General features: G+C 73.6%; 24 protein-coding genes. 18 read left to right on the forward strand and 6 right to left on the reverse strand.

Translation table 11 applies throughout. From position 1 onward, the window contains the following. Window positions 1-5 precede the first annotated feature (5 nt). The 4 genes from gcvP to Sdagh_RS03120 all read left to right on the forward strand — a co-directional run bounded on the left by gcvP (window position 6) and on the right by Sdagh_RS03120 (window position 6,355). Window positions 6-2,891 (forward strand): aminomethyl-transferring glycine dehydrogenase, encoded by a 2,886-nt coding sequence (gene gcvP / locus Sdagh_RS03105; protein WP_189421376.1) that lies wholly within the window; start codon window positions 6-8, stop codon window positions 2,889-2,891. Window positions 2,892-3,224: 333 nt separating this feature from the next. Then, the gene (locus Sdagh_RS03110) at window positions 3,225-4,517 is read left to right on the forward strand and encodes an extracellular solute-binding protein (RefSeq protein WP_189421377.1); all 1,293 of its coding nucleotides are present in this window, start codon (window positions 3,225-3,227) and stop codon (window positions 4,515-4,517) included. Between the two features lie 6 nt (window positions 4,518-4,523). Further along, the gene (locus Sdagh_RS03115) at window positions 4,524-5,522 is read left to right on the forward strand and encodes a carbohydrate ABC transporter permease (protein ID WP_189421378.1); all 999 of its coding nucleotides are present in this window, start codon (window positions 4,524-4,526) and stop codon (window positions 5,520-5,522) included. Window positions 5,523-5,590: 68 nt separating this feature from the next. Then, a complete protein-coding gene (locus tag Sdagh_RS03120) occupies window positions 5,591-6,355 on the forward strand; it encodes a carbohydrate ABC transporter permease (RefSeq protein WP_370594958.1) in 765 nt (254 codons plus the stop codon). A gap of 25 nt (window positions 6,356-6,380) precedes the next feature. On the opposite strand, the gene Sdagh_RS03125 is transcribed toward Sdagh_RS03120, so the two are convergent. Next, the gene (locus Sdagh_RS03125) at window positions 6,381-6,587 is read right to left on the reverse strand and encodes a DUF5999 family protein (protein ID WP_189421382.1); all 207 of its coding nucleotides are present in this window, start codon (window positions 6,585-6,587) and stop codon (window positions 6,381-6,383) included. Window positions 6,588-6,971: 384 nt separating this feature from the next. Further along, the gene (locus tag Sdagh_RS03130; RefSeq protein ID WP_190077843.1) at window positions 6,972-7,556 is read right to left on the reverse strand and encodes a hypothetical protein; all 585 of its coding nucleotides are present in this window, start codon (window positions 7,554-7,556) and stop codon (window positions 6,972-6,974) included. A 575-nt stretch (window positions 7,557-8,131) separates the two neighbouring features. Between Sdagh_RS03130 and Sdagh_RS03135 the strand changes: the two genes are divergently transcribed. Further along, a complete protein-coding gene (locus tag Sdagh_RS03135) occupies window positions 8,132-9,631 on the forward strand; it encodes a glutamate-cysteine ligase family protein (protein WP_189421386.1) in 1,500 nt (499 codons plus the stop codon). Window positions 9,632-9,936: 305 nt separating this feature from the next. Beyond that, the gene (locus tag Sdagh_RS03140) at window positions 9,937-10,734 is read left to right on the forward strand and encodes a CPBP family intramembrane glutamic endopeptidase (RefSeq protein ID WP_190010964.1); all 798 of its coding nucleotides are present in this window, start codon (window positions 9,937-9,939) and stop codon (window positions 10,732-10,734) included. 29 nt (window positions 10,735-10,763) lie between these two features. On the opposite strand, the gene Sdagh_RS03145 is transcribed toward Sdagh_RS03140, so the two are convergent. Continuing rightward, entirely contained in the window at window positions 10,764-11,579 is an 816-nt protein-coding gene (locus tag Sdagh_RS03145) for a PhzF family phenazine biosynthesis protein (RefSeq protein WP_190077844.1), read from the reverse strand. Window positions 11,580-11,722: 143 nt separating this feature from the next. Between Sdagh_RS03145 and Sdagh_RS03150 the strand changes: the two genes are divergently transcribed. The 7 genes from Sdagh_RS03150 (at window position 11,723) to Sdagh_RS03180 (ending at window position 17,912) form a co-directional block, all read left to right on the forward strand. Further along, window positions 11,723-12,373: a HEAT repeat domain-containing protein gene (locus Sdagh_RS03150; protein ID WP_190077845.1), complete on the forward strand. Its 651-nt coding sequence runs from the start codon at window positions 11,723-11,725 to the stop codon at window positions 12,371-12,373. A gap of 6 nt (window positions 12,374-12,379) precedes the next feature. Beyond that, window positions 12,380-13,387 carry a MerR family transcriptional regulator gene (locus Sdagh_RS03155; RefSeq protein ID WP_190077846.1) on the forward strand — a complete coding sequence of 336 codons (1,008 nt, stop codon included), beginning with the start codon at window positions 12,380-12,382 and terminating at the stop codon, window positions 13,385-13,387. Between the two features lie 353 nt (window positions 13,388-13,740). After that, window positions 13,741-14,181: a VOC family protein gene (locus Sdagh_RS03160; RefSeq protein WP_189421396.1), complete on the forward strand. Its 441-nt coding sequence runs from the start codon at window positions 13,741-13,743 to the stop codon at window positions 14,179-14,181. A 138-nt stretch (window positions 14,182-14,319) separates the two neighbouring features. Further along, window positions 14,320-14,955: a PadR family transcriptional regulator gene (locus tag Sdagh_RS03165; protein ID WP_190010967.1), complete on the forward strand. Its 636-nt coding sequence runs from the start codon at window positions 14,320-14,322 to the stop codon at window positions 14,953-14,955. Between the two features lie 134 nt (window positions 14,956-15,089). Next, window positions 15,090-15,617: a Clp protease N-terminal domain-containing protein gene (locus Sdagh_RS03170; protein ID WP_190077847.1), complete on the forward strand. Its 528-nt coding sequence runs from the start codon at window positions 15,090-15,092 to the stop codon at window positions 15,615-15,617. Between the two features lie 48 nt (window positions 15,618-15,665). Continuing rightward, window positions 15,666-16,691, forward strand: a complete 1,026-nt coding sequence (locus Sdagh_RS03175) for an EamA family transporter (protein WP_190077848.1) — start codon at window positions 15,666-15,668, stop codon at window positions 16,689-16,691. A 204-nt stretch (window positions 16,692-16,895) separates the two neighbouring features. Further along, on the forward strand, window positions 16,896-17,912 hold the full coding sequence (locus Sdagh_RS03180) for a DMT family transporter (protein ID WP_190077849.1): 1,017 nt from the start codon (window positions 16,896-16,898) through the stop codon (window positions 17,910-17,912). 95 nt (window positions 17,913-18,007) lie between these two features. Here the strand turns inward: Sdagh_RS03180 and Sdagh_RS03185 are convergent, their stop codons facing one another. Next, window positions 18,008-18,739: a pyridoxamine 5'-phosphate oxidase family protein gene (locus tag Sdagh_RS03185; protein WP_190077850.1), complete on the reverse strand. Its 732-nt coding sequence runs from the start codon at window positions 18,737-18,739 to the stop codon at window positions 18,008-18,010. Between the two features lie 35 nt (window positions 18,740-18,774). On the opposite strand from Sdagh_RS03185, the gene Sdagh_RS03190 reads away from it, so the two are divergent. Then, a complete protein-coding gene (locus tag Sdagh_RS03190) occupies window positions 18,775-20,106 on the forward strand; it encodes an aminotransferase class I/II-fold pyridoxal phosphate-dependent enzyme (RefSeq protein ID WP_189421407.1) in 1,332 nt (443 codons plus the stop codon). A 33-nt stretch (window positions 20,107-20,139) separates the two neighbouring features. Here the strand turns inward: Sdagh_RS03190 and Sdagh_RS03195 are convergent, their stop codons facing one another. Both Sdagh_RS03195 and Sdagh_RS03200 read right to left on the reverse strand, forming a co-directional pair. Beyond that, entirely contained in the window at window positions 20,140-20,607 is a 468-nt protein-coding gene (locus Sdagh_RS03195; RefSeq protein WP_189421409.1) for a pyridoxamine 5'-phosphate oxidase family protein, read from the reverse strand. 22 nt (window positions 20,608-20,629) lie between these two features. Continuing rightward, the gene (locus Sdagh_RS03200) at window positions 20,630-21,127 is read right to left on the reverse strand and encodes a Rieske (2Fe-2S) protein (RefSeq protein ID WP_189421411.1); all 498 of its coding nucleotides are present in this window, start codon (window positions 21,125-21,127) and stop codon (window positions 20,630-20,632) included. Window positions 21,128-21,308: 181 nt separating this feature from the next. On the opposite strand from Sdagh_RS03200, the gene Sdagh_RS03205 reads away from it, so the two are divergent. The 4 genes from Sdagh_RS03205 (at window position 21,309) to Sdagh_RS03220 (ending at window position 24,297) form a co-directional block, all read left to right on the forward strand. Beyond that, complete coding sequence (locus Sdagh_RS03205; protein WP_189421413.1) at window positions 21,309-22,073, forward strand: HipA family kinase; 765 nt, start codon at window positions 21,309-21,311, stop codon at window positions 22,071-22,073. A gap of 66 nt (window positions 22,074-22,139) precedes the next feature. Continuing rightward, window positions 22,140-22,589: a DUF3037 domain-containing protein gene (locus tag Sdagh_RS03210; RefSeq protein WP_226534485.1), complete on the forward strand. Its 450-nt coding sequence runs from the start codon at window positions 22,140-22,142 to the stop codon at window positions 22,587-22,589. Between the two features lie 172 nt (window positions 22,590-22,761). Further along, the gene (gene fabG / locus Sdagh_RS03215; protein WP_189421415.1) at window positions 22,762-23,523 is read left to right on the forward strand and encodes a 3-oxoacyl-ACP reductase FabG; all 762 of its coding nucleotides are present in this window, start codon (window positions 22,762-22,764) and stop codon (window positions 23,521-23,523) included. Window positions 23,524-23,544: 21 nt separating this feature from the next. Continuing rightward, entirely contained in the window at window positions 23,545-24,297 is a 753-nt protein-coding gene (locus tag Sdagh_RS03220) for an SDR family oxidoreductase (RefSeq protein WP_190077851.1), read from the forward strand. Window positions 24,298-24,481 lie beyond the last annotated feature (184 nt).

Genomic DNA, 24,481 nt, shown 5'->3' on the forward strand with positions numbered 1-24,481 from the left:
CCGCAATGACCGCCCACCGCACTCCGCTCACCGAACTCGAACGGGGCACACCCTTCGAGCAGCGCCACATCGGCCCCGACCTGGAGGCGCGGGCCAAGATGCTCGCCCAGGTCGGGTACGGCTCGCTGGACGAGCTGACGGCCGCCGCCGTACCGGACGTGATCAAGAGCGCCGACGCGCTGGACCTGCCGGACGCGCGCACGGAGGCCGAGGTGCTGGCCGAGCTGCGCTCGCTGGCCGACCGCAACCAGGTCCTCGACACCATGATCGGCCTCGGCTACTACGGCACGTTCACCCCGCCGGTGATCCTGCGCAACGTCATGGAGAACCCGGCCTGGTACACCGCGTACACGCCGTACCAGCCGGAGATCTCGCAGGGCCGCCTTGAGGCGCTGCTCAACTTCCAGACGATGGTGGCCGAGCTGACCGGGCTGCCGACCTCCGGGGCCTCACTGCTCGACGAGGGCACGGCGGCGGCCGAGGCGATGGCACTCTCCCGGCGCCTGGGCAAGAACAAGAAGGGCCTCTTCCTGGTCGACGCGGACGCGCTGCCGCAGACCATCGCCGTGATCGAGACCCGCGCCGAGCCGACCGGGGTCGAGGTCGTCGTCGCCGACCTCAGCGAGGGCATCCCGGCCGGGATCGCGGAGCGGGAGATCAACGGCGTACTGATCCAGTACCCGGGCGCCTCCGGTGCCGTACGCGACATCAAGCCGGTCATCGACCGGGCGCACGAGCTGGGCGCGCTGGTCACCGTCGCCGCCGACCTGCTCGCGCTGACGCTGCTGAAGTCTCCCGGTGAGCTGGGCGCCGACATCGCGGTGGGCACGACCCAGCGGTTCGGGGTGCCGATGGGCTTCGGCGGCCCGCACGCCGGTTACCTGGCCGTCCAGGAGAAGATGGCCCGCAGCCTGCCCGGGCGGCTCGTGGGCGTCTCCGTGGACGCCGACGGCAACCGGGCGTACCGGCTGGCCCTGCAGACCCGCGAGCAGCACATCCGCCGGGAGAAGGCCACCAGCAACATCTGCACCGCGCAGGTCCTCCTCGCCGTGATGGCCGGGATGTACGCCGTGTACCACGGGCCGGACGGGCTGCGCGGCATCGCCCGGCGCACCCACCGGTACGCCTCCGTCCTGGCCGCCGGACTCGCGGCGGGCGGCGTCGAGATCGTGCACGGCGCCTACTTCGACACGCTCACCGCGCGAGTGCCCGGCCGGGCCGCCGAGGTGGTCGGCGCCGCCCGGGAGAACGGGGTCAACCTGCGGCTCGTCGACGCCGACCACGTCTCCATGGCCTGCGACGAGACGACCACGCGCGCCCAGCTCGGCGCGGTGTGGAACGCGTTCGGGGTCGAGGGCGACATCGAGGCGCTGGACGCGTCGAGCGAGGACGCGCTGCCCGGGGAACTGCTGCGCACCGACGAGTTCCTCACCCACCCCGTCTTCCACCGGCACCGCTCCGAGACCGCCATGCTGCGCTACCTGCGCCGCCTCGCCGACCGGGACTACGCGCTGGACCGGGGCATGATCCCGCTGGGCTCCTGCACCATGAAGCTCAACGCGACCACCGAGATGGAGCCGGTGACCTGGCCCGAGTTCGGGCAGCTGCACCCCTTCGCCCCCGCCGGCCAGGCGCAGGGCTACCTCACGCTCATCCGTGAGCTGGAGGAGCGGCTCGCCGAGGTCACCGGGTACGACAAGGTCTCGCTCCAGCCCAACGCCGGGTCGCAGGGCGAGCTGGCCGGGCTGCTCGCCGTACGCGGGTACCACCGGGCCAACGGGGACGAGCAGCGGACCGTGTGCCTCATCCCGTCGTCCGCGCACGGCACCAACGCCGCCAGCGCGGTGATGGCCGGGATGAAGGTCGTCGTCGTGAAGACCGCCGAGGACGGCGAGATCGACGTGGAGGACCTGCGGGCCAAGATCGAGCAGTACCGCGACGAGCTGGCGGTGCTGATGATCACCTACCCGTCCACGCACGGCGTCTTCGAGGCGCACGTCGCCGACATCTGCGCGGCCGTGCACGACGCGGGCGGCCAGGTGTACGTGGACGGCGCCAACCTCAACGCCCTGGTGGGCCTCGCCCGGCCGGGTCACTTCGGCGGCGACGTCTCCCACCTGAACCTGCACAAGACCTTCTGCATCCCGCACGGCGGCGGCGGCCCCGGGGTCGGCCCCGTGGGCGTGCGCGAGCACCTCGCGCCGTACCTGCCCAATCACCCGCTCCAGCCCGCGGCGGGCCCGCAGACGGGCGTGGGCCCCGTCTCCGCGGCCCCCTGGGGTTCGGCGGGCATCCTGCCCATCTCGTGGGCGTACGTGCGTCTGATGGGCGGCGAGGGGCTGAAGCGGGCCACGCAGGTGGCGGTGCTGTCGGCCAACTACGTCGCCAAGCGCCTGGAGCCGCACTACCCGGTGCTGTACACCGGGCCGGGCGGGCTGGTCGCGCACGAGTGCATCATCGATCTGCGCCCGCTGACCAAGGCGACCGGCGTCAGCGTCGACGACGTCGCCAAGCGGCTGATCGACTACGGCTTCCACGCGCCGACGATGTCGTTCCCGGTGGCCGGCACGCTGATGATCGAGCCGACCGAGTCCGAGGACCTGGCCGAGCTGGACCGGTTCTGCGACGCGATGATCGCCATCCGCGCGGAGATCGAGAAGGTCGGCACGGGGGAGTGGCCGGCGGAGGACAACCCGCTGCGGAACGCGCCGCACACCGCCGCCGCGCTGGGCGGCGGGTGGGACCACGCGTACGGCCGCGAGGAGGCCGTCTTCCCGGCCGGGGTGTCGGCCACCGACAAGTACTGGCCGCCGGTTCGCCGTATCGACCAGGCATTCGGTGACCGGAACCTGGTCTGCTCGTGCCCGCCGCTGGAGGCGTACGAGGACTGAGCGACCGGAGTGACGAAGAGGGGCCTCGCCGCCGGCGGGGCCCCTCTTCGCTGTCCCGGTGCCGGTCAGGGGGCGCCAGGGTGACTCGGTGGTTCTGACGAGGCCGAGCTGTGGGGATGGAACGTTCGCCGGTTGATCCGAATGTTTCGTCGGACCCGCGGTTTCGGGGCTCGGGTCGGACCGTCCCTGCGTCCCCCGGGGTTCGGCGGTCGAGGATTCATCGTGCACGGGGGGTTGCCACCCTTTGCGCGCTGTCTCTAGGGTGCGGCATCAACGCAGCTTTCTGGATTTCTTCCGAAACTTTCGTACCCTTACGCACCCAAGGAGCGCACCATGGGCGACCCGGCACTGTCCCGCCGCGGCTTCCTGGCGGCCTCGGCCGCGGCCGGTCTGGGCATGACGGCACTGAGCGGCTGCGGCGGTGACTCGGACGAGGGGTCGTCCGGGATCACCACGGTCGAGTGGTGGAACATCTCGACGACCCAGCCGACGAAGGACGTCTGGGCGGCTCTGGCCAAGAAGTTCGAGGCCCAGAACCCCAAGGTCAAGATAAAGATCGTCCAGTTGGAGAACGACGCCTACAAGTCGAAGATGACGGCGCTGATCGCCTCCGGGAAGCTCCCGGACATCTTCCACACCTGGGGCGGCGGCGTCCTCCGGCAGCAGGTCGACGCCGGTCTCGTCGAGGACCTCACCGACCGCACCAAGGAGTGGGCGGACGGCCTGCTGCCGGTCGCCAAGGAGCCCTACCTGCTGGACGGCAGGCTCTACGGCATCCCGTTCGACAGCGGCATGGTCGGCTTCTGGTACAACAAGGCGCTGTTCGAGCGGGCCGGTGTCAGCACGCCCCCCACCACCTGGAACGGGTTCCTCGACACCGTCGAGGCGCTGAAGGCGAAGAACATCACGCCCATCGCCCTGGCCGGCAAGGAGAAGTGGCCCGGCATGTACTACTGGGCCTACCTCGCCATGCGCGTCGGCGGGGCCGAGGCCGTGCAGAAGGCCGCCGAGGACAAGGACTTCACCGGGCCGGCGTTCGTGCGGGCGGGGCAGCTCCTGAAGGAACTCGCCGGCCTCCAGCCGTTCCAGAAGGGCTTCCTCGGGGCGGCGTACTCCGACCCCAACGGCCAGGCCGCCGCCGTCGGCAACGGCAAGGCGGCGATGGAGCTGATGGGGCAGTGGGCCCCCGTGGTGGAGGCCGACGCGGGCAAGGGGCTCGGCGACGACCTGGGGTTCTTCCCGTTCCCGGCGGTCGAGGGCGGCAAGGGCTCCCTCACCGAGGTGTTCGGCGGGGCCAACGGGCACGCCCTGCGCCGGGACGCCCCGCAGGCCGCCGTCGACTTCCTGAGGTTCTTCGCCTCCGAGGCCACCGACCGGGAGCTGGTCACCAAGACCGGCGTGCTGCCCGTCGTCACGGCCGCCGAGAGCGCCCTGACCGACCCGAACCTGACCGCCGTGCAGAAGCAGCTGAAGGCCGCCACCGGCTTCCAGCTCTATCTCGACCAGGCCTACGCGCCCGCCGTCGGCCAGGAGGTCAACGACAGCGTCGCCGCGCTCGTCGCCGGCTCCAAGTCGCCCGAGCAGGTCGCCGAGTCGATCACCAAGACCGCGAAGGAAGAGCAGTAGCCGCCGATGACCTCCACGTTCCTGCCGGACCGGCGGACCGGCCCCGGTACCGCCCCACCGCCCCCGCCGGCCGGGGCGGCCCGGGCGCGGACCCGGCGCCGCGTCACCCACTGGCTCACCGCGGTCGGCTTCCAGCTGCCCGCGCTGGTGCTGTTCCTCGTCCTCGTCGTGCTGCCGATCCTGTTCGCCCTGTACGCCGCGTTCTTCCGGTGGGGCGGCTTCGGCATGCCCTCGGACTACGTCGGCACCGAGAACTTCACCCGGCTCTTCGACGACCCGGTCTTCCTCGGCGACCTGTGGCGCTGTCTGCTCCTGGTGGTCCTCTCCCTGGCGCTGCAACTGCCCTTCGCGCTCGCCATGGCGGTGCTGCTGAACCAGCGGATGCGGGGCCGCGCGGTGTACCGGATGCTGTTCTTCGCGCCGTACGTGCTCTCCGAGGCCATCACCGGGGTGCTGTTCGGCATGATCTTCGCGCCGGGCGACGGGCTCGCCGACCGGGTGCTGGGCGGGGTCGGCCTGGACGGGCTGGGCGGGGAGTGGTTCGCCGATCCGTCGATGGTGATGGCGACCCTCTTCCTCGTCATGACGTGGAAGTACTTCGGCTTCCACATGATGCTCTACCTGGCCGGCCTCCAGTCCATCCCGAGAGAGCTGACCGAGGCGGCGCTCATCGACGGCGCGGGGCCGTGGCAGCGCTTCCGCAACGTGACCCTGCCGCTGCTCGCGCCCACCCTGCGGATCAGCGTCTTCCTGTCCGTCATCGGCGCCATCCAGCTGTTCGACCTGGTGTGGGTGGTCACCCAGGGCGGGCCCGACCACCACTCCGAGACGATGGCCGTGACCATGTTCCAGTTCGGGTTCAAGCGGTACCAGGTCGGCTATGCCAGCGCGATCAGCGTCGTCATGTTCGGCATCAGCCTCGTCTTCGCCCTCGCCTACCAGCGGTTCGTGCTGCGCCGCGACCTCCAGGGGGCCACCACGACCATGAGGGGGGACGGCAAGTGACGGCCAAGTCCCGTGGCAGGTTCCGTACGCTGCCGCTGCACGTCGTGCTGATCGTGGTCGGGGCGGTGATGGCCGCGCCGCTGCTGTACGCGGTGCTGTCCGGGTTCAAGTCCACCGACCAGCTCTCCGACAACCCGGTGGGGCTGCCGGGCCCCTGGGAGGTCTCCAACTACACCGGCATCCTCGGCTCGGGCTCGTTCTGGCGGCTGGTCGGCAACAGCACGCTGATCGCGGTGGCGACCACGGTGCTGGTGGTCGCGGTGTCGGCGCTGGCCGCGTTCTCGTTCGCACGGTTCGCGTTCCGGGGGCGGGAGGCGCTGTTCACGCTGTTCACGATGGGGCTGATGTTCCCCTTCGCGGTGGCGGCGCTGCCGCTGTTCCTGCTGCTGCGCTCGATGGGCCTGCTGGACAACCCGCTCGGTGTGATCCTGCCGCAGGCCGCCTTCGGGCTGCCGATGACCATCATCATCCTGCGCGGCTTCTTCCGGGAGATCCCCGGGGAGCTGGAGGAGGCGGCGACGCTGGACGGCTGCGGGCCGTTCGGCTTCTTCTGGCGGGTTCTGCTGCCGATGGCCCGGCCGGCGCTCGGCACGGTGTCGGTGCTGGCCGTCGTCACCAGCTGGAACAACTTCTTCCTGCCGCTGCTGGTCTTCACCGACTCCACCTGGTGGACCATCCCGATCGGGGTGCAGCAGTTCCAGGGCCAGTACTCCGCCGACACGGCCCGGGTCTTCGCCTACCTGGTGCTGGCGATGGTGCCGGCCCTGGCGTTCTACTCCGTCGCCGAGCGGCAGCTCGTCGGCGGGCTCACCGCCGGGGCCACCAAGGGGTAGGCGTCCCGGCGGCGGTACGGGCCGGTCAGGCGGCCGTCACCACCTGACCGGCGCCCAGCGGGCGGTGCGGGCCGATGACCCGGCCGTCCGGCAGGAGCTCACCGGTGTCCTCGAAGAGCAGGACGCCGTTGCACAGCAGACTCCAGCCCTGTTCGGGGTGGTGCGCCACGAGGCGGGCGGATTCCCGGTCGGCGGAGTCGGCGGTCGGGCAGGGTGGCTGGTGCTGGCACATGGCAGGGGTCTCTCGCTCCGGCGTGGTGTGTGGGTGTGCTGTCGTGGTCGTCCCGCGGCGTGGAACGTGGTGCATGGCCCGCCCCCCGTCGTCTTGGTCGGTCCTGACCCAGTGTTGCCCCACGGGCGGCGTTCCGCAGGTATTTCGCGGCACCGCCTCTCACAGGTTCAGGACGCGTCACCCGCCCGGACGGTTCAGCCCAACTCCGTTGTCCCCCGGGCTGGTTCGCGCCGGCCCGAAGGGGCTGGTCCGGTCGGGTGACATCGTCGTACGACCCCTTACGAGCGACCGTGCGCTCTTGTGAGCGAAGGGGGCCGGGTGTGGGTGACCCCGCTGTCCCGGGGCGGGACGGCGGGGCCGGGTCGGGACCGGTTCGGTGCGGGATCAGGCCGTGGTGTGCAGGAGGGGGGCCGGGGTGGAGCGGAGGGTCAGGACCGGCAGCAGGTCCGCGACCCGGTGCGGCCGGTGGGCGGCGATGCCGGGCGGCGCCGGGGCCAGCGGCACCAGCAGATCGGTGGCCTGCGGGCGGCCGGCGGCGGCGTCCGCGGTGAGGTCGCCGTGCAGCCACAGGGTGAGCATGTACAGGCCGGGCACGGACAGCAGCCGCGGCTGGAAGGGCTGCGTCATCGTCTCCGCCTGGCGCAGCGCGCTCTCGGTCGCGGTGACGTAGGGCCCCTCGAAGAAGCGGGAGAAGGCCCAGCCGTCCGCGGTCGGCATGGTGTCGGCCGCGGCCACCGCGCGCTCCCCGCTGCGGATCAGGAAGCGCCACCCGGCGAGCCGGACGGACGGCACCCCGTCGGCGGCGACATGGTCCAGGACGTGCACGGGCAGTGGCAGTTCGGGGGTGACCGGGCCCCGGGCCCGGAGCAGGGACGGGGTGCGGGCCTCGCGGACCGCGGTCGGCGAGGACAGGGCGGTGAGGACGGTGCGCAGGGCGGGTGCGGGAGCCGGGGGGACATGCAGCGGCATGGTGGGTCGCCTCTCAATCGAAGCACGGTGGCGCGAGGGCGGGGCAGGGCGCGTGGGGCCGGGCGGACGACGCTGTCAGCTCGCAGGGGCAGAGAGGCGAGGCCGGGTCCGAGGGCCGGGAAGCGGGGGTGAGGGCTGCCGTACGTCGCCTCGGCGGTATCACTCGACCGTAGGCGCCAGCTCTCTGCCGTGTCCGCGAAGTTTATACGACGCGTGTTCGGACTGTGTTTCGGCTACATGTTTCCGGCGGTACGGGCAAGGGCGCATTCGGTCGGAGATATGCGGAGGATATCCTGATTTCCCGCCCGGTAAACGTCCGTGACCTCGGTGGATAGCCCCGAAGCGGACGGCCCATTGTCGTCGGGCTTTTCCACGAGTTCCGCCGGGCAGTTCCGGGGGCCGGAGCCCCCTCGTGCCATGCCCGGTGAATGTGCCTCCGGTCACATCGCGCCAGCGTAGCGGCTCGCGACGCCGGGTGGGGACGTTATCGATCGCTTGGGCGGGGCATCATCCATCCTGACCGGCACCCGCCGGTGGCCGGACCCCGGCCCGTTGAAATCTAGGAGGACCCTTCCATGGGGGAGAAGGTCGCGGCAGGACAGGCGGACCTGTCCGATCGCCAGCACTACCGCGACAAGCTCGGCCGCTGCCTGGCGGGCCTGGAGCGACTCCTGGCGGAGAAGCGGTTCGACCGCCCGAAGAACCTGATGGGACTGGAGATCGAGCTGAATCTCGTCGGGGCGGACGGGATGCCGAAAATGCTGAACGGCCAGGTGCTCGAACGTATCGCGAGCCGTGACTTCCAAACAGAACTCGCCATGTTCAATCTGGAAGTCAACATCGCTCCACACCGGCTGGAGGGCCGGGTATTCGACCGGCTCGCGGAGGAAATCAGCACCTCGCTGGCATATGCCGACCGAAAATCCGGGGAACTGGACGCGGGAATCGCGATGATCGGCATTCTGCCGACCCTCGACCGGGACGACCTGGTCTCCTCGAACCTCTCCGACGTGGACCGCTACGCCCTGCTCAACGAACAGATCGTGGCCGCCCGGGGCGAGGACTTCCACCTGGAGATCGACGGCGTCGAACGGCTCAGCTGCACCTCGAAGTCCATCGCCCCCGAGGCGGCCTGCACCTCGGTGCAACTGCACCTCCAGGTCACCCCCGAGCGCTTCGCCGGAGTGTGGAACGCGGCGCAGGCGGTCACCGCCGCGCAGATAGCCGTCGGGGCCAACGCGCCGTTCCTGTTCGGCCGCGAGCTGTGGCGGGAGTCCCGGCCGCCGCTGTTCCAGCAGTCCACCGACACCCGCCCGCCCGAGCTCCAGGCCCAGGGGGTGCGCCCGCGCACCTGGTTCGGGGAGCGCTGGGTGGACTCGGCGTACGACCTGTTCGAGGAGAACCTGCGGTACTACCCGGCGCTGCTGCCGATCTGCGACGACGAGGACCCCCTCGACGTCCTGGACGCGGGCGGCGTGCCCTCCCTCGCCGAGCTGGTCCTGCACAACGGCACCGTCTACCGCTGGAACCGCCCCGTCTACGGCATCGCCGACGGCGTCCCCCACCTGAGGGTGGAGAACCGCGTCCTGCCCGCGGGGCCCACCGTCACCGACGTCATCGCCAACGCTGCGTTCTACTACGGTGTCGTGCGCGCCCTCGCCGACGAGCCGCGCCCGGTGTGGACGCGGCTGCCGTTCGAGGCCGCCGCCGCCAACTTCGACGCCGCGTGCCGGTACGGGATCGACGCCCGGTTCACCTGGCCCCGGCGCGGCCGGCTCGGCGGCACCACCGAGGTCGACGCCGCCGCGCTGGTCCTGGACGAGCTGCTGCCACTGGCCGGGGCCGGGCTGGACGCGTGGGGCATCGAGCCCGCCGACCGGGACTTCTACCTGGGCGTGATCGAGGAGCGGTGCCGGCGCCGGGTGAACGGCGCGTCCTGGCAGGCGGCCACGTTCCACCGGGCCCTGGAGGCGGGGATGACTCGGGAGGCGGCGCTGGCGGCGACGACCCGGCGGTACGTCGAGCTGATGCACAAGGGCGACCCGGTCCACCTCTGGCCGGTCGGCCGGCCGTAGGCGCCGAGGCTTGGCGTTCGGGCCGGGTCGCACGGGTCCGGTCGACGGGGGACCGGTGTCGCCTGGCCGGTGCCGGTGCCGGTGCCGGTGGTTGGGATCGGTGTGTGCGGTCGGCCGGCTGTCGGCGCCGGGCTCCGGTGTCCGGGCCGGGGTGCGGGGCCCGGACGGTGCTCCGGTGAGCGAGGGGCCGGTGGGCGCGGCCGGCCGGGCGCCGGTGGTTTCGCGCGGCGGCCGGCCCGGCACCCCGCCGATCCCCGTCTCATACTGATCGGGCAAGCTGTGACGTCCGGTCGGGGCAGGTGTGCATGGCGGAGGCGGGCCAGGTGGTCGAGTCCATCCCTCAGGAGCGGCTCACGCGACGGGGTCTGCGGGACGAGACGCTGCTCGTCCTGGCCCTCTCGCTGGGCGCGAGCGGCGTCTCCGCGCTGATCAGCTTCATCGGGTCGGTCACCCGGCCGGGCGGTCTGAAGGACCAGGCGGCCACCCTCAACGCCTCGGCCGCGCCCGGCCGGCCCTGGCTCGACCTGGCCTGGCAGCTGTTCGGCATCGCCACCGCGCTGGTGCCGGTCGCCCTCGTCGCCCACCTGCTGCTGCGGGAGGGACGCAGCCTGCGCGTCCTGGGCTTCGACCGCGCCCAGCCGGGCCGGGACCTGCTGCGCGGCGCGGTGATCGCGGCCGTCATCGGCAGCAGCGGCATCGCCTTCTACCTGGCCGCCCGGGGCCTCGGCTTCAACCTCACGGTGGTGCCCGAGGCACTGCCCGACGTGTGGTGGAAGTACCCGGTGCTGATCCTCTCCGCCCTCCAGAACTCCGTCCTGGAGGAGGTCATCGTCGTCGGGTATCTGCTGCGCAGGCTGGACCAGTTGGGCTGGACACCGCGGTCGTCGCTGGTGGCCGCCTCGGTGCTGCGCGGCTCGTACCACCTCTACCAGGGCGTCGGCGGCTTCATCGGCAACATGGTGATGGGCGTGGTGTTCGTCCTGCTGTACCGGCGCTGGGGCCGGGTGGGCCCGCTCGTGGTGGCGCACTCGCTGCTCGACATCGGGGCCTTCGTCGGGTACGCGCTGCTGGCCGGGAAGGTGAGCTGGCTGCCCACGGCGTGAGCCGCCCGTCGCTGAGCGGGCCTGGAGGGTCACCAGGTGAGCAGGTCCCCTTCGATGACGGTCACCGCGTGCCCGGTCAGCAGGGTGCGGTCGCCGCGCGCCTCGACACGGACCAGGCCGGAGCGGGGCGACGCCTGCAGACCGGTGAGGGTGGCCCGGCCCAGGCGCTCGGACCAGTACGGGGCGAGCGCGGTGTGGGCGCTGCCGGTGACCGGGTCCTCGTCGATGCCGACGTTCGGGAAGAAGCAGCGGGAGACGAAGTCGTAGCCGCGTGCGGGGTCCTCGGCGCGGGCGGTGGCGATGACACCCCGCGTGGAGTGGGCCGCCAGCGCCTTGTGGTCCGGGGCCAGCGCGCGGACGGTCTTCTCGTCGGCCACCTCGACCAGCAGGTCACCGACGTCGGGGCCGGTGTCGAGGACCGCGCGGGGCTCGGTGCCGAGGGCCTCGGCCAGTCCGGCGGGCGCCTCGGCCGGGGTCAGCGGCGCGGTCGGGAAGTCCAGGGTGATCGAACCGTCCGCCGCGTCGGGGGTGGCGACCAGGACGCCGCCGCGGGTGGCGAACCGGACCGGGCCCTCGTGGGCGCCGGTGGTGTGCAGCACATGGGCGGTGGCGAGGGTGGCGTGGCCGCACAGGGCGACCTCGGTGACCGGGGTGAACCAGCGCAGCGCCCAGTCGGCGTCGCCGCCCTCGGGCAGACGGTGGGCGAAGGCCGTCTCGGCGTGGTTGACCTCCAGGGCGACCCGCTGGAGCAGGCCGTCGTCCGGGAAGGCGTCGAGGAGCAGGACTCCCGCGGGGTTGCCGGCGAAGGGCCGGTCGGTGAAGGCGTCGACGATTCGGATGCGCATGCGTCGACGGTAGGGGCCCGGGGGAGCGGCGGGCCAAGGCCAATGCGGAGGGAGTGGACCGGTTTCCGGGAGCGCCCGCCGGGCGGTGTGCTTGACCTTGACACGGTGACAAGGTCTTCACTGCGGGCCAGGAGGTGGTCCCGATGACCCTGCCCGACGGTGTACGGCGACGGCTGGCGGACGATGACGCGTCGGTCCGGCTGCGGGCCGCGCTGGCGGCCGGTTCGGCACCGGACCGGCGGTTCGTCGACGCGCTCGTCGAACGGTGCGCGGTCGAACCCGAGTTCTTCGTACGCGACATGCTCACCTGGGCGCTGACCCGGCACCCGCAGGCGGTGACGGTCCCGCGACTCGTCGCCGAACTCCGCTCGGAACGTGCGCAGGCACGGAGCCAGGCACTGCACACGCTGTCCAAGACGGGGGACCGGCGGGCGTGGCCGGTGATCACCCGGGCGCTGCTGACCGACGCCGACGACGAGGTGGCGCGCAGCGCCTGGCGGGCGGCGGTAGTGCTCGTACCGGAAGGAGAGGAGGCCGGGCTCGCCGAGGTGCTGGCGTCCCAGCTCGGGCGCGGTGGGCGGGAGACGCGGCTGAGCCTCAGCCGGGCGCTGCTCGCCCTGGGCGAGGTGATCCTGCCGCTGCTGGCCGCCGCGGCGGCCGGTGCCGACCCGCGGGCGCGCCGGCACGCGCTCGCGACGGAACGGCTGTGGCACGACCCGGATGCCGGGTTCGAGTGCGCGATCGAGGAGGCGAAGCGCATCGTGGCTCTCGGCACGGACGGCCGGAAGGAGTGACGGACGGTGTTGATCGGTGAGGTGGCGCGACGGTCGGGGGTCAGCGCCCGGATGCTGCGGCACTACGAGGCGCTGGGCCTGGTGCGGCCGACCGGCCGGTCCGGCGCCGGGTACCGGGAGTACGCGCCCGAGGACATCCGGCGGATCTTCCATGTCGAGAGCCTGCGCTCGCTGGGCCTGTCGCTGCGCGACGTGGGACGCGCGCTGGACGACCCCGGCTTCCGGCCCGCGGAACTCGTCGACGACCTCGCCCGGCGGACCCGGGAGCGCATCGCCCGCGAGACGGAACTGCTGACCCGGCTGCGCCGGATCGCCGCCGCGGAGCCCGCCGGCTGGGAGGACGTCCTCCGGACCGTCGCGCTCCTGAGGGCGCTGGGGTCGGGCAGCGCCGGGACCCGCCAGCGCGCGGCCCTGTCCGTCGCGGCGGAAGGGCCCGGAGTGGCGGAGGCCCTGGTCGCGGCGGTGCTGCGGGAGACGGACCCGAACGTGGCCGGGGCGCTGCGCTGGGCGCTGGCGCACGGCGGCGGCGAGGGGGCGCCGGCCCTGCTCGCGGAGGGACTCGGCGCGCCCGGGGCGGCGGTACGCGAACGTGCCGTGCGGGCCCTCGTGGAACTGCCCGGCGACGAGGCGACCGCACTGCTGCGGGACGCCCTCGCCCATCCCGACGCGGCGGTCCGCGGGTACGCCGCGCCGGCGCTGGCGGCACGGCACGTCGCCGACGCGGTCCCGGTCCTCGTCGAGATGGTCGTGGCGGGCACGAACGACGTGGACGCGGCCGACGCGCTGGGCGCGCTGGCGAGCGACCCCGCGCTGACCGAGCGGATCGCCACGGGGCTCACCGACCGCCTGGCCGACGGCACGGCCGGCCCGGCGGTACGCCGCCGCCTGACCCAGGCGCTCGCGGACGTCCCCGGCCCCACGGCGACCCGCGCGCTCACGGAACTGGCGAACGACGGGGACCGGGGAGTGGCCCTGACGGCCGGGCATCTGCTGCGGAGGCGGGGGGAGGGGTGACCGGCGGTCCCCGCGGGACCATCCGGCGTGGAGGCGGGGCGGGCTTCGGAGTCGGGGGCTTCGGCTGACCCGGGGTGGGCCCGCCCGTGGTCGTGGGCCTTCCGCAGGCGGCCTCGGCCCGCTGCCCGGCCCTGGACGCCTCCACCTCCTCACCGACACCGGGGCACCGGTCGCGGTGGGTGTGGACGGCCGCGGAGGCGGGGTGGAGCGGGTCCGGGTGGTCGGGCCGTCCCGGACCCGGGACAGGTGGTCGCGCGCGTTCCCCTGACGGAGGATGTCGGGAAAGCGCCACCGGTCACGTCCCACGGGTGCCGGCGCCCGTCGGGCGGCACGAGGGAGAAGGAGGAGCCGGTATGGCGATTCAGCGGATGGACAACGTCGGCATCGTGGTCGGGGACCTGGATGCCGCCGTCGCGTTCTTCATGGACCTCGGTATGGAGCTGGAGGGCCGGACGGAGGTCAAGGGGCCCGTCGCCGACCAGTGCACCGGACTCGACGGTGTCCACTGCGACATCGCGATGCTCCGGACGCCGGACGGTCGCAGCCGGCTGGAGCTGGCCAGCTACCGGAGTCCCGCGGCGGTCGCGGCCGGCCCGCGCGACCAGCCGCACAACGTCCTGGGCACGCACCGCGTCATGTTCGCGGTCGACGACATCGAGGACACCGTCGCCCGTCTGCGGACGCGCGGCGCCGAACTGGTCGGCGAGCTGGCGCGGTACGAGGACAGCTACCGGCTCTGCTACGTCCGCGGCCCCGAGGGCGTCATCGTCGGGCTGGCCCAGCAGCTCGGCTGAGGGCCGGCGGGGCGGCCACGCACTCGTCCGTCCTCCGGCCCGTTCCCGTCCCCGGTGAGGACACGGGTTGCCGTAAGAACACTTCCGATATATCGTTGACGCATCACGACAGATCAACGATGGAATGGAGTGGTTGCGATGCGTACCCACGGACATGAGCGCGGACAGGGCGGCCGGGGACACGGTGGACCCTTCGGGCGCGGGGGAGACGGTTTCGAGGGGCGCCGGGCCTTCGGGCCTTTCGGCCCCGGTGGAGCCGGTGGGCCCGGACCCTTCGGGCCGGGGTTCGGGGGCGGGCCCTGGGGCGGCCGGGGGCGGGGCGGGCCGCGGGGCAGGGCGCGGCGCGGTGATGTGCGCGCGTCGATCCTGGCCCTGCTCAAGGACCGGCCGATGCACGGCTACGAGATGATCCAGGAGATCGCCGAGCGCAGCGGCGGAGCGTGGAAGCCCAGCCCCGGTTCGGTGTACCCCACCCTCCAGTTGCTGGAGGACGAGGGGTTGATCGTCAGCGAGAGCGAGGGCGGCAAGAAGCTGTTCGCCCTCACCGGGTCCGGGCGCGCCGCCGCCGAGGAGGGCCCCGAGGCGCCCTGGGAAGAGGCGTCGCGCGGGGTCGACTGGGAGGCGCTGAACGACGTCCGGCAGGCCGGCTTCGGCCTGATGGAGGCGTTCGGCCAGGTCTGGAAGACCGGCACCAAGGAACAGCGGGAGAAGGCGCTCGACGTCATCAACGAGTCCCGCAAGAAGCTGTACCGCATCCTCGCCGACGAGGACTGAGGAGCGGGGGGCGGGGGAGCCTGATCTCCTCCGTGAGGAGGAGATTACGGACGGAAGGGTCCACTCCGCGTGGGATGCCGAAATGCTCCCCCACGGGGATGTCACGGTCCCCTCCGGACTGATGGGGTGGGATTGTGCAACCCTGTATCCCCCGGCGGTCGGCCGGTGAGCAAGACGCCCGGCGACCGGACCACGCCGACGACGACCGGCTCGGTCCCGGACTTGTACCGGTGGTCTCCGGCGCGCGCCGCAGGGCCCTGCGGGACGGTGACCGGCAGATCGACACCGCCCACCTGCTCCACTCCCTCCTGGAGCACGACCCCGAGGCGTGCGCCGTGCTCGGCGACGGACCCCGGATGGCCCGGCTGCTCGGCTACCTGGTGCAGCGCAGCATCGGCTACGGCCTGCGCTGGCAGGGCGCCGTCGAGGACTCCGGCGCCGTACCGGCCGTCGGCGGCGCGGCCGGCTTCTCCCCGTCGGCCGCCGCCGCGATCGAGTACGCCCGTGACCGCGCCGCCCGCCGCGGTGCCACCGGCGCCTGCGGCGTCGACCTCCTCGCGGCCCTCGTCGCCGACCCGGGCGTCCGGGCCGTCGAGGTGCTCGCCCGGGCCGGCGTCGACCGCGGCACGGTCCTCGCCCGCGCCGACGCCCACACCGGCTGAGGAGACAGGTGCCAACGGGGTGACGGTCATGTCGTCCCCTGTCATCATGTGCCGGTGCATACGACTGACAGCGTTCGCGGCGGTCCCGGCAAGGGCGTCGCACTGGGCATCGCGCTCCTCTCCGCGGTCGCCTTCGGCGGTTCCGGGGTCGCGGCCAAGCCGCTGATCGAGGCCGGCCTCGATCCGCTCCACGTGGTGTGGCTGCGGGTGGCCGGTGCCGCCCTGGTCCTGCTCCCGCTCGCCGTGCGCCACCGGGCGCTGCCCCGCCGGCGTCCCGCGCTGCTCGCGGGGTTCGGGCTGCTGGCCGTGGCCGGCGTACAGGCCTGCTACTTCGCCGCGCTCTCCCGTATCCCGGTCGGCGTGGCCCTGCTCGTCGAGTACCTGGCGCCCGCGCTGGTGCTGGGCTGGGTGCGGTTCGTGCAGCGCCGGCCGGTGACCCGGGCCGCCGCGCTCGGCGTGGTCCTCGCGGTCGGCGGCCTCGCCTGCGTCGTGGAGGTCTGGGCGGGCCTGCGCTTCGACGCCCTCGGCCTGCTGCTGGCGCTGGGCGCCGCCTGCTGCCAGGTCGGCTACTTCGTCCTGTCCGACCAGGGCAGCGACGCCGGCGACGACACCCCCGACCCGCTCGGGGTGATCGCGTTCGGCCTGCTCGTCGGCGCCGCCGTGCTGACCGTCGTGGCACGGCCCTGGGGCATGGACTGGCCGGTGCTCGCGCGCTCCGTGCCGGTCGACGGCACCCCGGTCCCCGCCGCCCTGCTGCTGGCCTGGATCGTGCTGATCGCCACGGTGCTGGCCTACCTCACCGGCATCGTCGCCGTGCGCCGTCTGTCACCGCAGGTCGCCGGCGTGGTGGCGTGTCTGGAGGCGGTCATCGCGACCGTGCTGGCCTGGGTGCTGCTCGGCGAGCACCTCTCCGCCCCGCAGGTCGTCGGCGGCGCGGTCGTGCTGGCGGGCGCCCTGATCGCCCAGGTCTCGGCCCCGGCCACGGCACCGGCCGGCGCGGAACCGGTCGCGGCCGGCGGACCGGGGCGGGGTGACCCGGAAAGGGAGTTGTCCCGCCGGGGACCGGCCGCCTAGGGTGCCGGTCATGCACGCGGACGCCCTCGTTCTCCCGCCGCCGGCCGTCTGAGGCGGGCGGCCCACTCGTGAGCGGCCCGGCGCGATGGCGCCGGGCGGTCCGGTGCTGCCCGCGGACGAGGTCCGTGGGGCTCCCCCGATCCGGGGCAGGCCCCTGCCGACTTCCGCGCCGATCGTCCGATCGCGCGACCGCGGAGAGAACTCATGTCGCATGCGAAGACCGGCCTGCCCGTCGGGCGTGGCCTCCTGTTCCTGATCGTCGCCGGTGTCGCCTGGGGCACCGCCGGCGCCGCCGCCTCGCTGGTCTACCGGACCAGTGACCTCGGTCCCGTCGCCCTGTCCTTCTGGCGCTGCGCGGCCGGCCTGGTGCTGCTGCTCGCCGCCCGGCTGCCGCGCCGCCGGGCACGGGCCGCCGTCGCCGAACCGCTCGGCCGCCGGGTGCTGCGGACGACCGCGACGGGTGTCGGCCTGGCGGTGTTCCAGACCGCCTACTTCGCGGCCGTACGGTCCACCGGACTGGCCGTGGCGACCGTCGTCACCCTCGGCGCCGGCCCGGTGCTGATCGCGCTCGGCGCCCGCCCGGCGCTCGGCGAACGCCTGGGCCGGGGCGGGACCGCCGCCGTCGCCGGGGCGCTGGCCGGGCTCGGCGTGCTGGTGCTCGGCGGGGGCGGGGCGACCGTACGGCCGTGGGGTGTCGCGCTGGCGCTGCTGTCCGCGGCCGGGTACTCGGCGATGACGCTGCTGACCCGCTGGTGGGGACGGTACGGCGGGGCCGACGCGGCGTCGACGTCGACCGGCGCGTTCGCCGTGACCAGCCTCTGCCTGCTGCCGTTCGCCCTGGCCGAGGGGCTGGTGCCGCACACCGCGGAACCGGTCCGGCTGCTCTGGCTGCTGGCCTATGTCGCGGCCGTGCCCACCGCCCTCGCCTACGGCCTCTACTTCGCGGGCGCGGCCGTGGTCCGGTCCGCCACGGTGTCCGTGATCATGCTCCTGGAACCCGTCGCCGCGGCCGTCCTGGCCGTCACCCTGCTCGGCGAGCGCATCGCGCCGGCCACCCTGGCGGGCACGCTGCTGCTGCTCGGCTCGGTCACCGGCCTCGCGACGGCCGAGGCACGCCGGGCACGTCGAGCGCGGGTGCGCCCGGACGGGCCGGTGCTCGCCCAGGGCCCGTCGTTCGGATCAGGTCGCGGGGAATCGGCTGCGTCTTCCTCGCGCCGGTGAGCGCACCAGGCCCCGCGTCCGCGGCGTGATCCGAACGACAGGCCCTGGCCGGTCCGGGCCAGGGGGCTTCCCGTCGTGGAGGCCCCCGGTACGGCTCACCGGGCCGTGAGGTAGTCCGGTACCGCGGTGCCGGGGGCCAGGCCGGGGTCGGCGACCGGGGTGTCGTACCCCTTGCGCAGGGGGAGGAGTCCGGCCCAGTGGGGGAGGGCGAGGTCCTCGGGTTCGTCGTTGACGCCGCCGGTGCGGGCCTTGGCGGAGACCTCGCGCAGGTCGAGGCGGAGCACGGCGGTGGCCGCCAGCTCCTTCTTGTCCGCGGGGCGCGAGTCACCGGAGCGGCCCGCCACCACGTGGTCGACCAGGGCGTCGAGGGCGGCGCGCTTCTCCGCCTCGTCCGTGACGTCGTACGCGGTGCCGTGCACCACCACCGACCGGTAGTTGACGGAGTGGTGGAACGCCGACCGGGCCAGGACCAGGGCGTCCACGTGCGTGACCGTCAGGCAGACCGGCAGCCCCGGGTCCGGCTGCCCCGCCATGCGCAGCGGGCGCGAACCCGTCGAGCCGTGCACGTACAGCCGCTCACCGACCCGGCCGTACAGCGTCGGCAGCACCACGGGGGCGCCGTCCCGGACGAAGCCGAGGTGGCAGACGTACCCCTCGTCGAGGATCGCGTGCACCAGCTCCCGGTCGTACGAGGCCCGGCCGGGGGAGCGGGTGGGGACGGTGCGGTCGGTCGGCGGGTAGGCGGTGCCGGGCCCCGGTGCCGCCTCCGCGTCGCCCGTCGTTCCCGTGGCGCCGGTGGTGCCCGTGGCCCCCGTGGTCCCCTGCATGGCGGTCCCCTTTGTATTAGTGCATAATTGGCTTTGTGCTAGGAGATTATCGGATCACCGGTCGGCGCGCAGCCGACATTTCCGCGAGCGTCGAGCGCGCGGTGGCGGCGGGCGCCCTGGAACCGGGCCGGCCCCTGCCGCCCATGCGGGAGCTGGCGGAGCGGCTCGGCGTGAATCCGAACACCGTGGCCGCCGCGTACCGCACCCTGCGCGAGCGCGGGGTCATCGAGACGGCCGGGCGCCGGGGCAGCCGGGTGCGGGCGACGCCGGCCACCACGGGTCGCGCGTTCCTCCGGGTCGACGTGCCCGAGGGTGTGCGGGACGTGTCCGACGGCAACCCGGACCCGGCGCTGCTGCCCGCCCTCGCCCCGGCGTTCGCGGCGGCGGCCGGGCGCGGCGACCGGGAACCGGTGCTGTACGGACACGCGCCCGTCGACCCGGAGCTGGAGCGCCTGGCCCGCGCCGCACTGGAGGCCGACGGGGTGCCGGCCGGGCCGGTGGCCGTCACCTCCGGCTCGCTGGACGCTATGGAACGGGTGCTCGCCGCCCACCTCAGACCGGGCGACGCCGTCGCCGTGGAGGACCCCGGCTGGGGCAGCCTGCTCGACCTCGTCCCGGCGCTCGGGCTGCGCCCGGTGCCGGTCGGCGTCGACGACGAGGGACCGCTCCCCGGCGACGTGCGCGCCGCGCTGGCGGCGGGGGCGCGGGCCCTCATCGTCACGGACCGGGCGCAGAACCCGACCGGCGCCGCGGTGAGCGCCCCCCGCGCGCGGGCCCTGCGGTCCGTGCTCGCCGCCCACCCCGCCACCCTGCTGGTCGAGGACGACCACGGACACCGGATCGTCGACCTTCCCCTGTGCCCGCTCGCCGGTACGACGCACCGCTGGGCGTTCGTCCGCTCGGCCGCCAAGGCGTACGGTCCCGACCTGCGGCTCGCCGTCCTCACCGGGGACGAGGTCACCCTCGACCGGGTGCGCGGGCGCCAGCGGCTCGGGCCAGGCTGGGTCAGCCTGCTCACCCAGCGGGCGGTCGCCCGGCTGTGGGCCGACGGCGCGGTGGACCCGGCGGTCGTGGCGGCGGCGTACGGGCGGCGGCGGGACGCGCTGCTCGGCGCGCTGCGCCAACGGGGGGTCGCGGCGCACGGCCGGAGCGGGCTGAACGTATGGGTGCCGGTGCCGGACGAGACGGGTGCCGTCGCCCGGCTGCTGGGGGCGGGCTGGGCGGTGGCGCCGGGCGCGCGATTCCGGGTGGGCTCGGCGCCGGGGTTGCGGGTCACCGTGGCGCGGCTCGGGGAGGAGGAGGCGGGGGCGCTGGCCGCCGCGATCGCGGGGGCGCTGGACGCGGGGCCGGTGCGCAGCCACGCATAGGACGGGCGGACGGGACGGGACGGGGCAGCGGGGTCAGCGCGGGGCCAGTTTGCGGAAGTCCCAGGAGACCGTCTTCTCCGGGGTGAGGCGCAGCCAGGCGTGGCGGCCGTCGTGCGGAAGCTCGTCGAGGCCGAGGTACTTGCGGGCGAACAGCGTCTCCGGCACGTCCAGTCCGGCGCACGGCTCCCCCGTGCGCGGGTTCTCGCCCACCCGCGCGACGCGGCCCGACAACTCGGCGCCGCGCAGTTCGCCGTACTCCTCGCCCGTGTCGACGACCACCGCCACCCGCGGGTCGCGGCGCAGATCGGTCCAGCGCCGGCTGCGCACCACCGAGTACAGCCACAGGGAGCCGCCGTCCCAGACGAACCACAGCGTGCTCACGTGCGGCGCGCCGTCGGCGGAGACGGTGGCGACGCGGCAGGTGCGCTGGGCGGTCAGGAAGGCGTCCAGCTCGCCCGGCGTCATCATGATCCGGCGGCCCCTGCGCTGTGCGACGGTCATGCGGCTCCTTCGTCCTCGGCGCTCACACCAGTGAGATCGCGTCCCCGTCGACGGCGATCTCCACGGCCGGCAGCGGCTCCCGCGCGGGACCGCTGCGGACACTGCCGTCCGCGATGGAGAAGTTGCTGTTGTGGCACGGGCAGTTGATGACGCCGTCGGCCACATTCTTCACCGCGCACCCCCGATGGGTACAGGTCGCGGAGAACGCCTTGAACTCACCGGCCACGGGCTGGGTGACGACCACCCCGCGGTCGGCGAAGACCACGCCGCCGCCCTCGGGGATGTCGGAGACCGCCGCGAGCGCCTGCCCGGCGGCGTCGGCCTGTCCGCTGCCCGACGGGGCGGCGGGCGCGGAGCCCGCCCCCTCCGGTCCGGCGGAACCGGAGGCCGGGCCGGCTGAGGCGCCGGAGCCGGAGCCCGAGCAGGCGGTCAGTGCGGCGGCCGACCCGGCCGCGCCGACCGCCGCCACGACACTGCGCCGGGCCGGTCCTGCGGTGGGGTGGAGCGGTGCGCTGGTCATTGCTGACGTTCCCTTCCGGAGGTCGCTGCGTGCTTCGCCGTGGGGTACGGGCGGGGGGCACCCGCCGTTCAGACCGTCCCGTAATGCTGCCCCGCGCCCGGTCGGGCGGGCGTGAGGCCCAGCTGTCGATCCCCTGTCGGGCGGGCCCGGCGGCCGGCCGGGGCGCCGGTAACCTGGGGCGATGCTGAAGGAAGTCATCGCGACCCGTTACATCACGCCGCTGCGTGAGGGGGGTTCGCTGCCGGGACTCGTCGAGGCCGACGACTTCGGCACGTACGTCATGAAGTTCCGCTCCGCCGGACAGGGCCGCAAGACGCTCGTCGCCGAGGTGGTCTGCGGCGAACTGGCCCGCCGGCTGGGCCTGCGGATGCCCCGGCTGGTGACCATCGCCCTCGACCCGGTGCTGGGGCTCGGCGAACCCGACCCGGAGGTGCAGGAACTCCTCCGGTCCAGCGGCGGCCTCAACCTCGGCATGGAGTACCTCTCGGGCGCCCTGGGCTTCGACCCGCTCGCCTTCGCGGTGAGCGCCGAGGAGGCCGGACGGATCGTCTGGTTCGACGCGCTGGTCAACAACGTCGACCGCTCCTGGCGCAACCCCAACCTGCTGCGCCACCACGGCGACCTCTGGCTCATCGACCACGGCGCCACCATGATCTGGCACCACAACTGGCCCGGCGCCGAAGCCTCCGCCGCCCGCCCCTACGACGCCTCCGACCACGCCCTCGCCTCCTTCGCGCCGGACGTCCGCGCCGCCGCCGCGGACCTGGCGCCCCGCGTCACCGAGGACCTCCTCGCCGAGGTCACCGCCGAGATCCCCGACACCTGGCTGGAGGGGGAACCCGGCTTCGACACCCCCGACGACCTGCGACGCGCCTACGCCCGGCCGCTGCTCGCGCGGGCCGCCGGCGTGCACGAACGGATCACCGGGATCGAGCGGACCCGGTGAGCGGGCGCGGCGGAGAGTACGAGGGAAGCAAGTGAGCGAGCGCGGCGGAGAGAACGAGGGAAGCAAGTGAGCGAGCGCCACATTCACATGGCCGGCAGCGTGGTCGAGCGACACATCATCCGGGGCGGCGAGACCAGCGAACGGGACGTCTTCGAGTACGTCGTCCTGCGCGTCGTCCCCCGCGTCGAGCGCGGCGAGCGCATCAACGCGGGGGTGCTCCTGTACTGCCGGGCCAAGGCGTTCGTCGCCGCCCGCACCCACCTGGACGAGGCCCGGCTGCTCGCCCTCGACCCGCGGGCGGACGTCGCGGGCGTGCGCGCCGCGCTGCGCGCCGTCGAGGGCGTGTGCGCCGGCGGCGCCCCGGCCGGGCAGGCGGCCGGCGACGACCCCGGCCGCCGCTTCCGCTGGCTGATCGCGCCCCGCTCCGCCGTCCTCCAGCCCGGCCCCGTCCACACCGGTCTGACCGCGGACCCGGCGGCCGAGGCCGAACGGCTGCTGGAACTGCTGGTGCGCTGAACGGACCCGGCCGGGCCGGGCGGGCGGGGGTGATGGATCACACCCTGCCGGTGTCCCGTTGACACCGCGTGCCAGGGCTTCTAGCGTCACGTCTGCCGAAGGTACTAAGCGGTCGCTCACCGGAGGGCGGGCCGGCCGTCCCAGCCGCATTTCCAGGACGAGGAGAAGCAGCATGTCCACCACTGAGCAGCGGGTCGCCGTCGTGACCGGTGCCGCGCGCGGCATCGGTGCCGCCACCGCCGTACGCCTGGCCGCCGAGGGCCGGGCCGTCGCCGTCATCGACCTCGACGAGGCCGCCTGCAAGGACACCGTGGAGAAGATCACCGCGGCCGGCGGCACGGCCCTCGCGGTCGGCTGCGACGTCTCCGACGAGGCCCAGGTCGAGGCGGCCGTCGCCCGCATCGCCGAGGAGCTGGGCGGCCCGACGATCCTCGTCAACAACGCGGGCGTGCTCCGCGACAACCTGCTGTTCAAGATGAGCGTCTCGGACTGGGACACCGTCATGAACGTGCACCTGCGCGGCGCGTTCCTGATGTCCCGCGCCTGCCAGAAGTACATGGTGGACGCCAAGTTCGGCCGGATCGTCAACCTGTCCTCCTCCTCCGCCCTCGGCAACCGCGGCCAGGTCAACTACTCCGCCGCCAAGGCCGGCATGCAGGGCTTCACCAAGACCCTCGCCAAGGAGCTGGGCAAGTTCGGCGTCACCGCCAACGCCGTCGCCCCCGGCTTCATCGCCACCGACATGACCGCCGCCACCGCCGAGCGCGTCGGCATGGGCTTCGAGGACTTCAAGGCCGCCGCCGCCACCCAGATCCCGGTGCAGCGCGTCGGGGAGGCCGACGACATCGCCAACGCCGTCGCCTTCTTCACCGGCGAGGCGGCCGGCTTCGTCTCCGGCCAGGTGCTGTACGTCGCCGGCGGACCGCTCGACTAGGAAGGCTGGGGACAGACGGACATGACGGAACTCTCGGGCAAGGTGGCGCTGATCACGGGCGCCAGCCGCGGCATCGGCTACGGCATCGCCGAGGCGCTGGTCGCGCGCGGCGACCGGGTCTGCATCACCGGGCGCAACGAGGAGGCCCTGAAGGAGGCCGTCGAGAAGCTCGGCGCCGACCGGGCCATCGGCGTCGCGGGCAAGGCGCACGACGAGGCCCACCAGGCCGCCGCCGTCGAGCGCGCGATGGAGGCGTTCGGCCGGGTCGACCACCTGGTCAACAACGCCGGTACGAACCCGGTGTTCGGGCCGATCGCCGACCTCGACCTGAACGTCGCGCGGAAGGTCTACGAGACCAATGTGATCTCGGCGCTCGGCTTCGCCCAGAAGACCTGGCACGCCTGGCAGAAGGAGAACGGTGGCACGATCGTCAACATCGCCTCCGTCGCGGGGGTCGCGCCCTCGCCCTTCATCGCCGCCTACGGTGTCAGCAAGGCCGCGCTGATCAACCTGACCGGCCAGCTCGCCCACGAGTTCGCGCCCAGGGTGCGGGTCAACGCCATCGCCCCGGCCGTGGTGAAGACCAAGTTCGCCGCCGCCCTGTACGAGGGCCGCGAGGAGGAGGCCGCCGCGGGCTACCCGCTGGGCCGGCTCGGCGTTCCCGCCGACATCGGCGGCGCCGCCGCGTTCCTCACCTCGGACCAGTCCGCCTGGGTCACCGGCCAGACCCTGGTGCTCGACGGCGGCATCTTCCTCAACGCCGGCGTGAGCTGAGACGACGACGGGACCTGGGGCGCCCCCGGTGCGGGACACCGGGGGCGCCCCCCGTTTTTTTCCTCGCGCGAGGCCCCTCGTACGGGCCGGTCCGCGCCGCCCGCGCACGGAACGGTCTCCTCCAGAGCACGGAATGATGTCCTCCGTGACATGACAACGTAGTCACTCCCCGGACGATCAAACC

Origin of the sequence: Streptomyces daghestanicus (assembly GCF_020521275.1) — a bacterium.
In the GTDB taxonomy this organism is placed as follows: Bacteria; Actinomycetota; Actinomycetes; order Streptomycetales; family Streptomycetaceae; genus Streptomyces; species Streptomyces griseoviridis.

What these genes read in the sequence shown, in the direction of transcription:
- Sdagh_RS03110 (WP_189421377.1), top strand. Translation starts at nt 3,225, where the DNA reads ATGGGCGACCCGGCACTGTCCCGCCGCGGCTTCCTGGCGGCCTCGGCC.
- Sdagh_RS03180 (WP_190077849.1), top strand. Translation starts at nt 16,896, where the DNA reads ATGTCGCATGCGAAGACCGGCCTGCCCGTCGGGCGTGGCCTCCTGTTC.
- gcvP (WP_189421376.1), top strand. Translation starts at nt 6, where the DNA reads ATGACCGCCCACCGCACTCCGCTCACCGAACTCGAACGGGGCACACCC.
- Sdagh_RS03220 (WP_190077851.1), top strand. Translation starts at nt 23,545, where the DNA reads ATGACGGAACTCTCGGGCAAGGTGGCGCTGATCACGGGCGCCAGCCGC.
- Sdagh_RS03135 (WP_189421386.1), top strand. Translation starts at nt 8,132, where the DNA reads ATGGGGGAGAAGGTCGCGGCAGGACAGGCGGACCTGTCCGATCGCCAG.
- Sdagh_RS03200 (WP_189421411.1), bottom strand. Translation starts at nt 21,127, where the DNA reads ATGACCAGCGCACCGCTCCACCCCACCGCAGGACCGGCCCGGCGCAGT.
- Sdagh_RS03120 (WP_370594958.1), top strand. Translation starts at nt 5,591, where the DNA reads ATGGCCGCGCCGCTGCTGTACGCGGTGCTGTCCGGGTTCAAGTCCACC.
- Sdagh_RS03125 (WP_189421382.1), bottom strand. Translation starts at nt 6,587, where the DNA reads ATGTGCCAGCACCAGCCACCCTGCCCGACCGCCGACTCCGCCGACCGG.
- Sdagh_RS03145 (WP_190077844.1), bottom strand. Translation starts at nt 11,579, where the DNA reads ATGCGCATCCGAATCGTCGACGCCTTCACCGACCGGCCCTTCGCCGGC.
- Sdagh_RS03140 (WP_190010964.1), top strand. Translation starts at nt 9,937, where the DNA reads ATGGCGGAGGCGGGCCAGGTGGTCGAGTCCATCCCTCAGGAGCGGCTC.
- Sdagh_RS03205 (WP_189421413.1), top strand. Translation starts at nt 21,309, where the DNA reads ATGCTGAAGGAAGTCATCGCGACCCGTTACATCACGCCGCTGCGTGAG.
- Sdagh_RS03165 (WP_190010967.1), top strand. Translation starts at nt 14,320, where the DNA reads ATGCGTACCCACGGACATGAGCGCGGACAGGGCGGCCGGGGACACGGT.
- Sdagh_RS03115 (WP_189421378.1), top strand. Translation starts at nt 4,524, where the DNA reads ATGACCTCCACGTTCCTGCCGGACCGGCGGACCGGCCCCGGTACCGCC.
- Sdagh_RS03160 (WP_189421396.1), top strand. Translation starts at nt 13,741, where the DNA reads ATGGCGATTCAGCGGATGGACAACGTCGGCATCGTGGTCGGGGACCTG.
- Sdagh_RS03195 (WP_189421409.1), bottom strand. Translation starts at nt 20,607, where the DNA reads ATGACCGTCGCACAGCGCAGGGGCCGCCGGATCATGATGACGCCGGGC.
- Sdagh_RS03130 (WP_190077843.1), bottom strand. Translation starts at nt 7,556, where the DNA reads ATGCCGCTGCATGTCCCCCCGGCTCCCGCACCCGCCCTGCGCACCGTC.
- Sdagh_RS03150 (WP_190077845.1), top strand. Translation starts at nt 11,723, where the DNA reads ATGACCCTGCCCGACGGTGTACGGCGACGGCTGGCGGACGATGACGCG.
- fabG (WP_189421415.1), top strand. Translation starts at nt 22,762, where the DNA reads ATGTCCACCACTGAGCAGCGGGTCGCCGTCGTGACCGGTGCCGCGCGC.
- Sdagh_RS03185 (WP_190077850.1), bottom strand. Translation starts at nt 18,739, where the DNA reads ATGCAGGGGACCACGGGGGCCACGGGCACCACCGGCGCCACGGGAACG.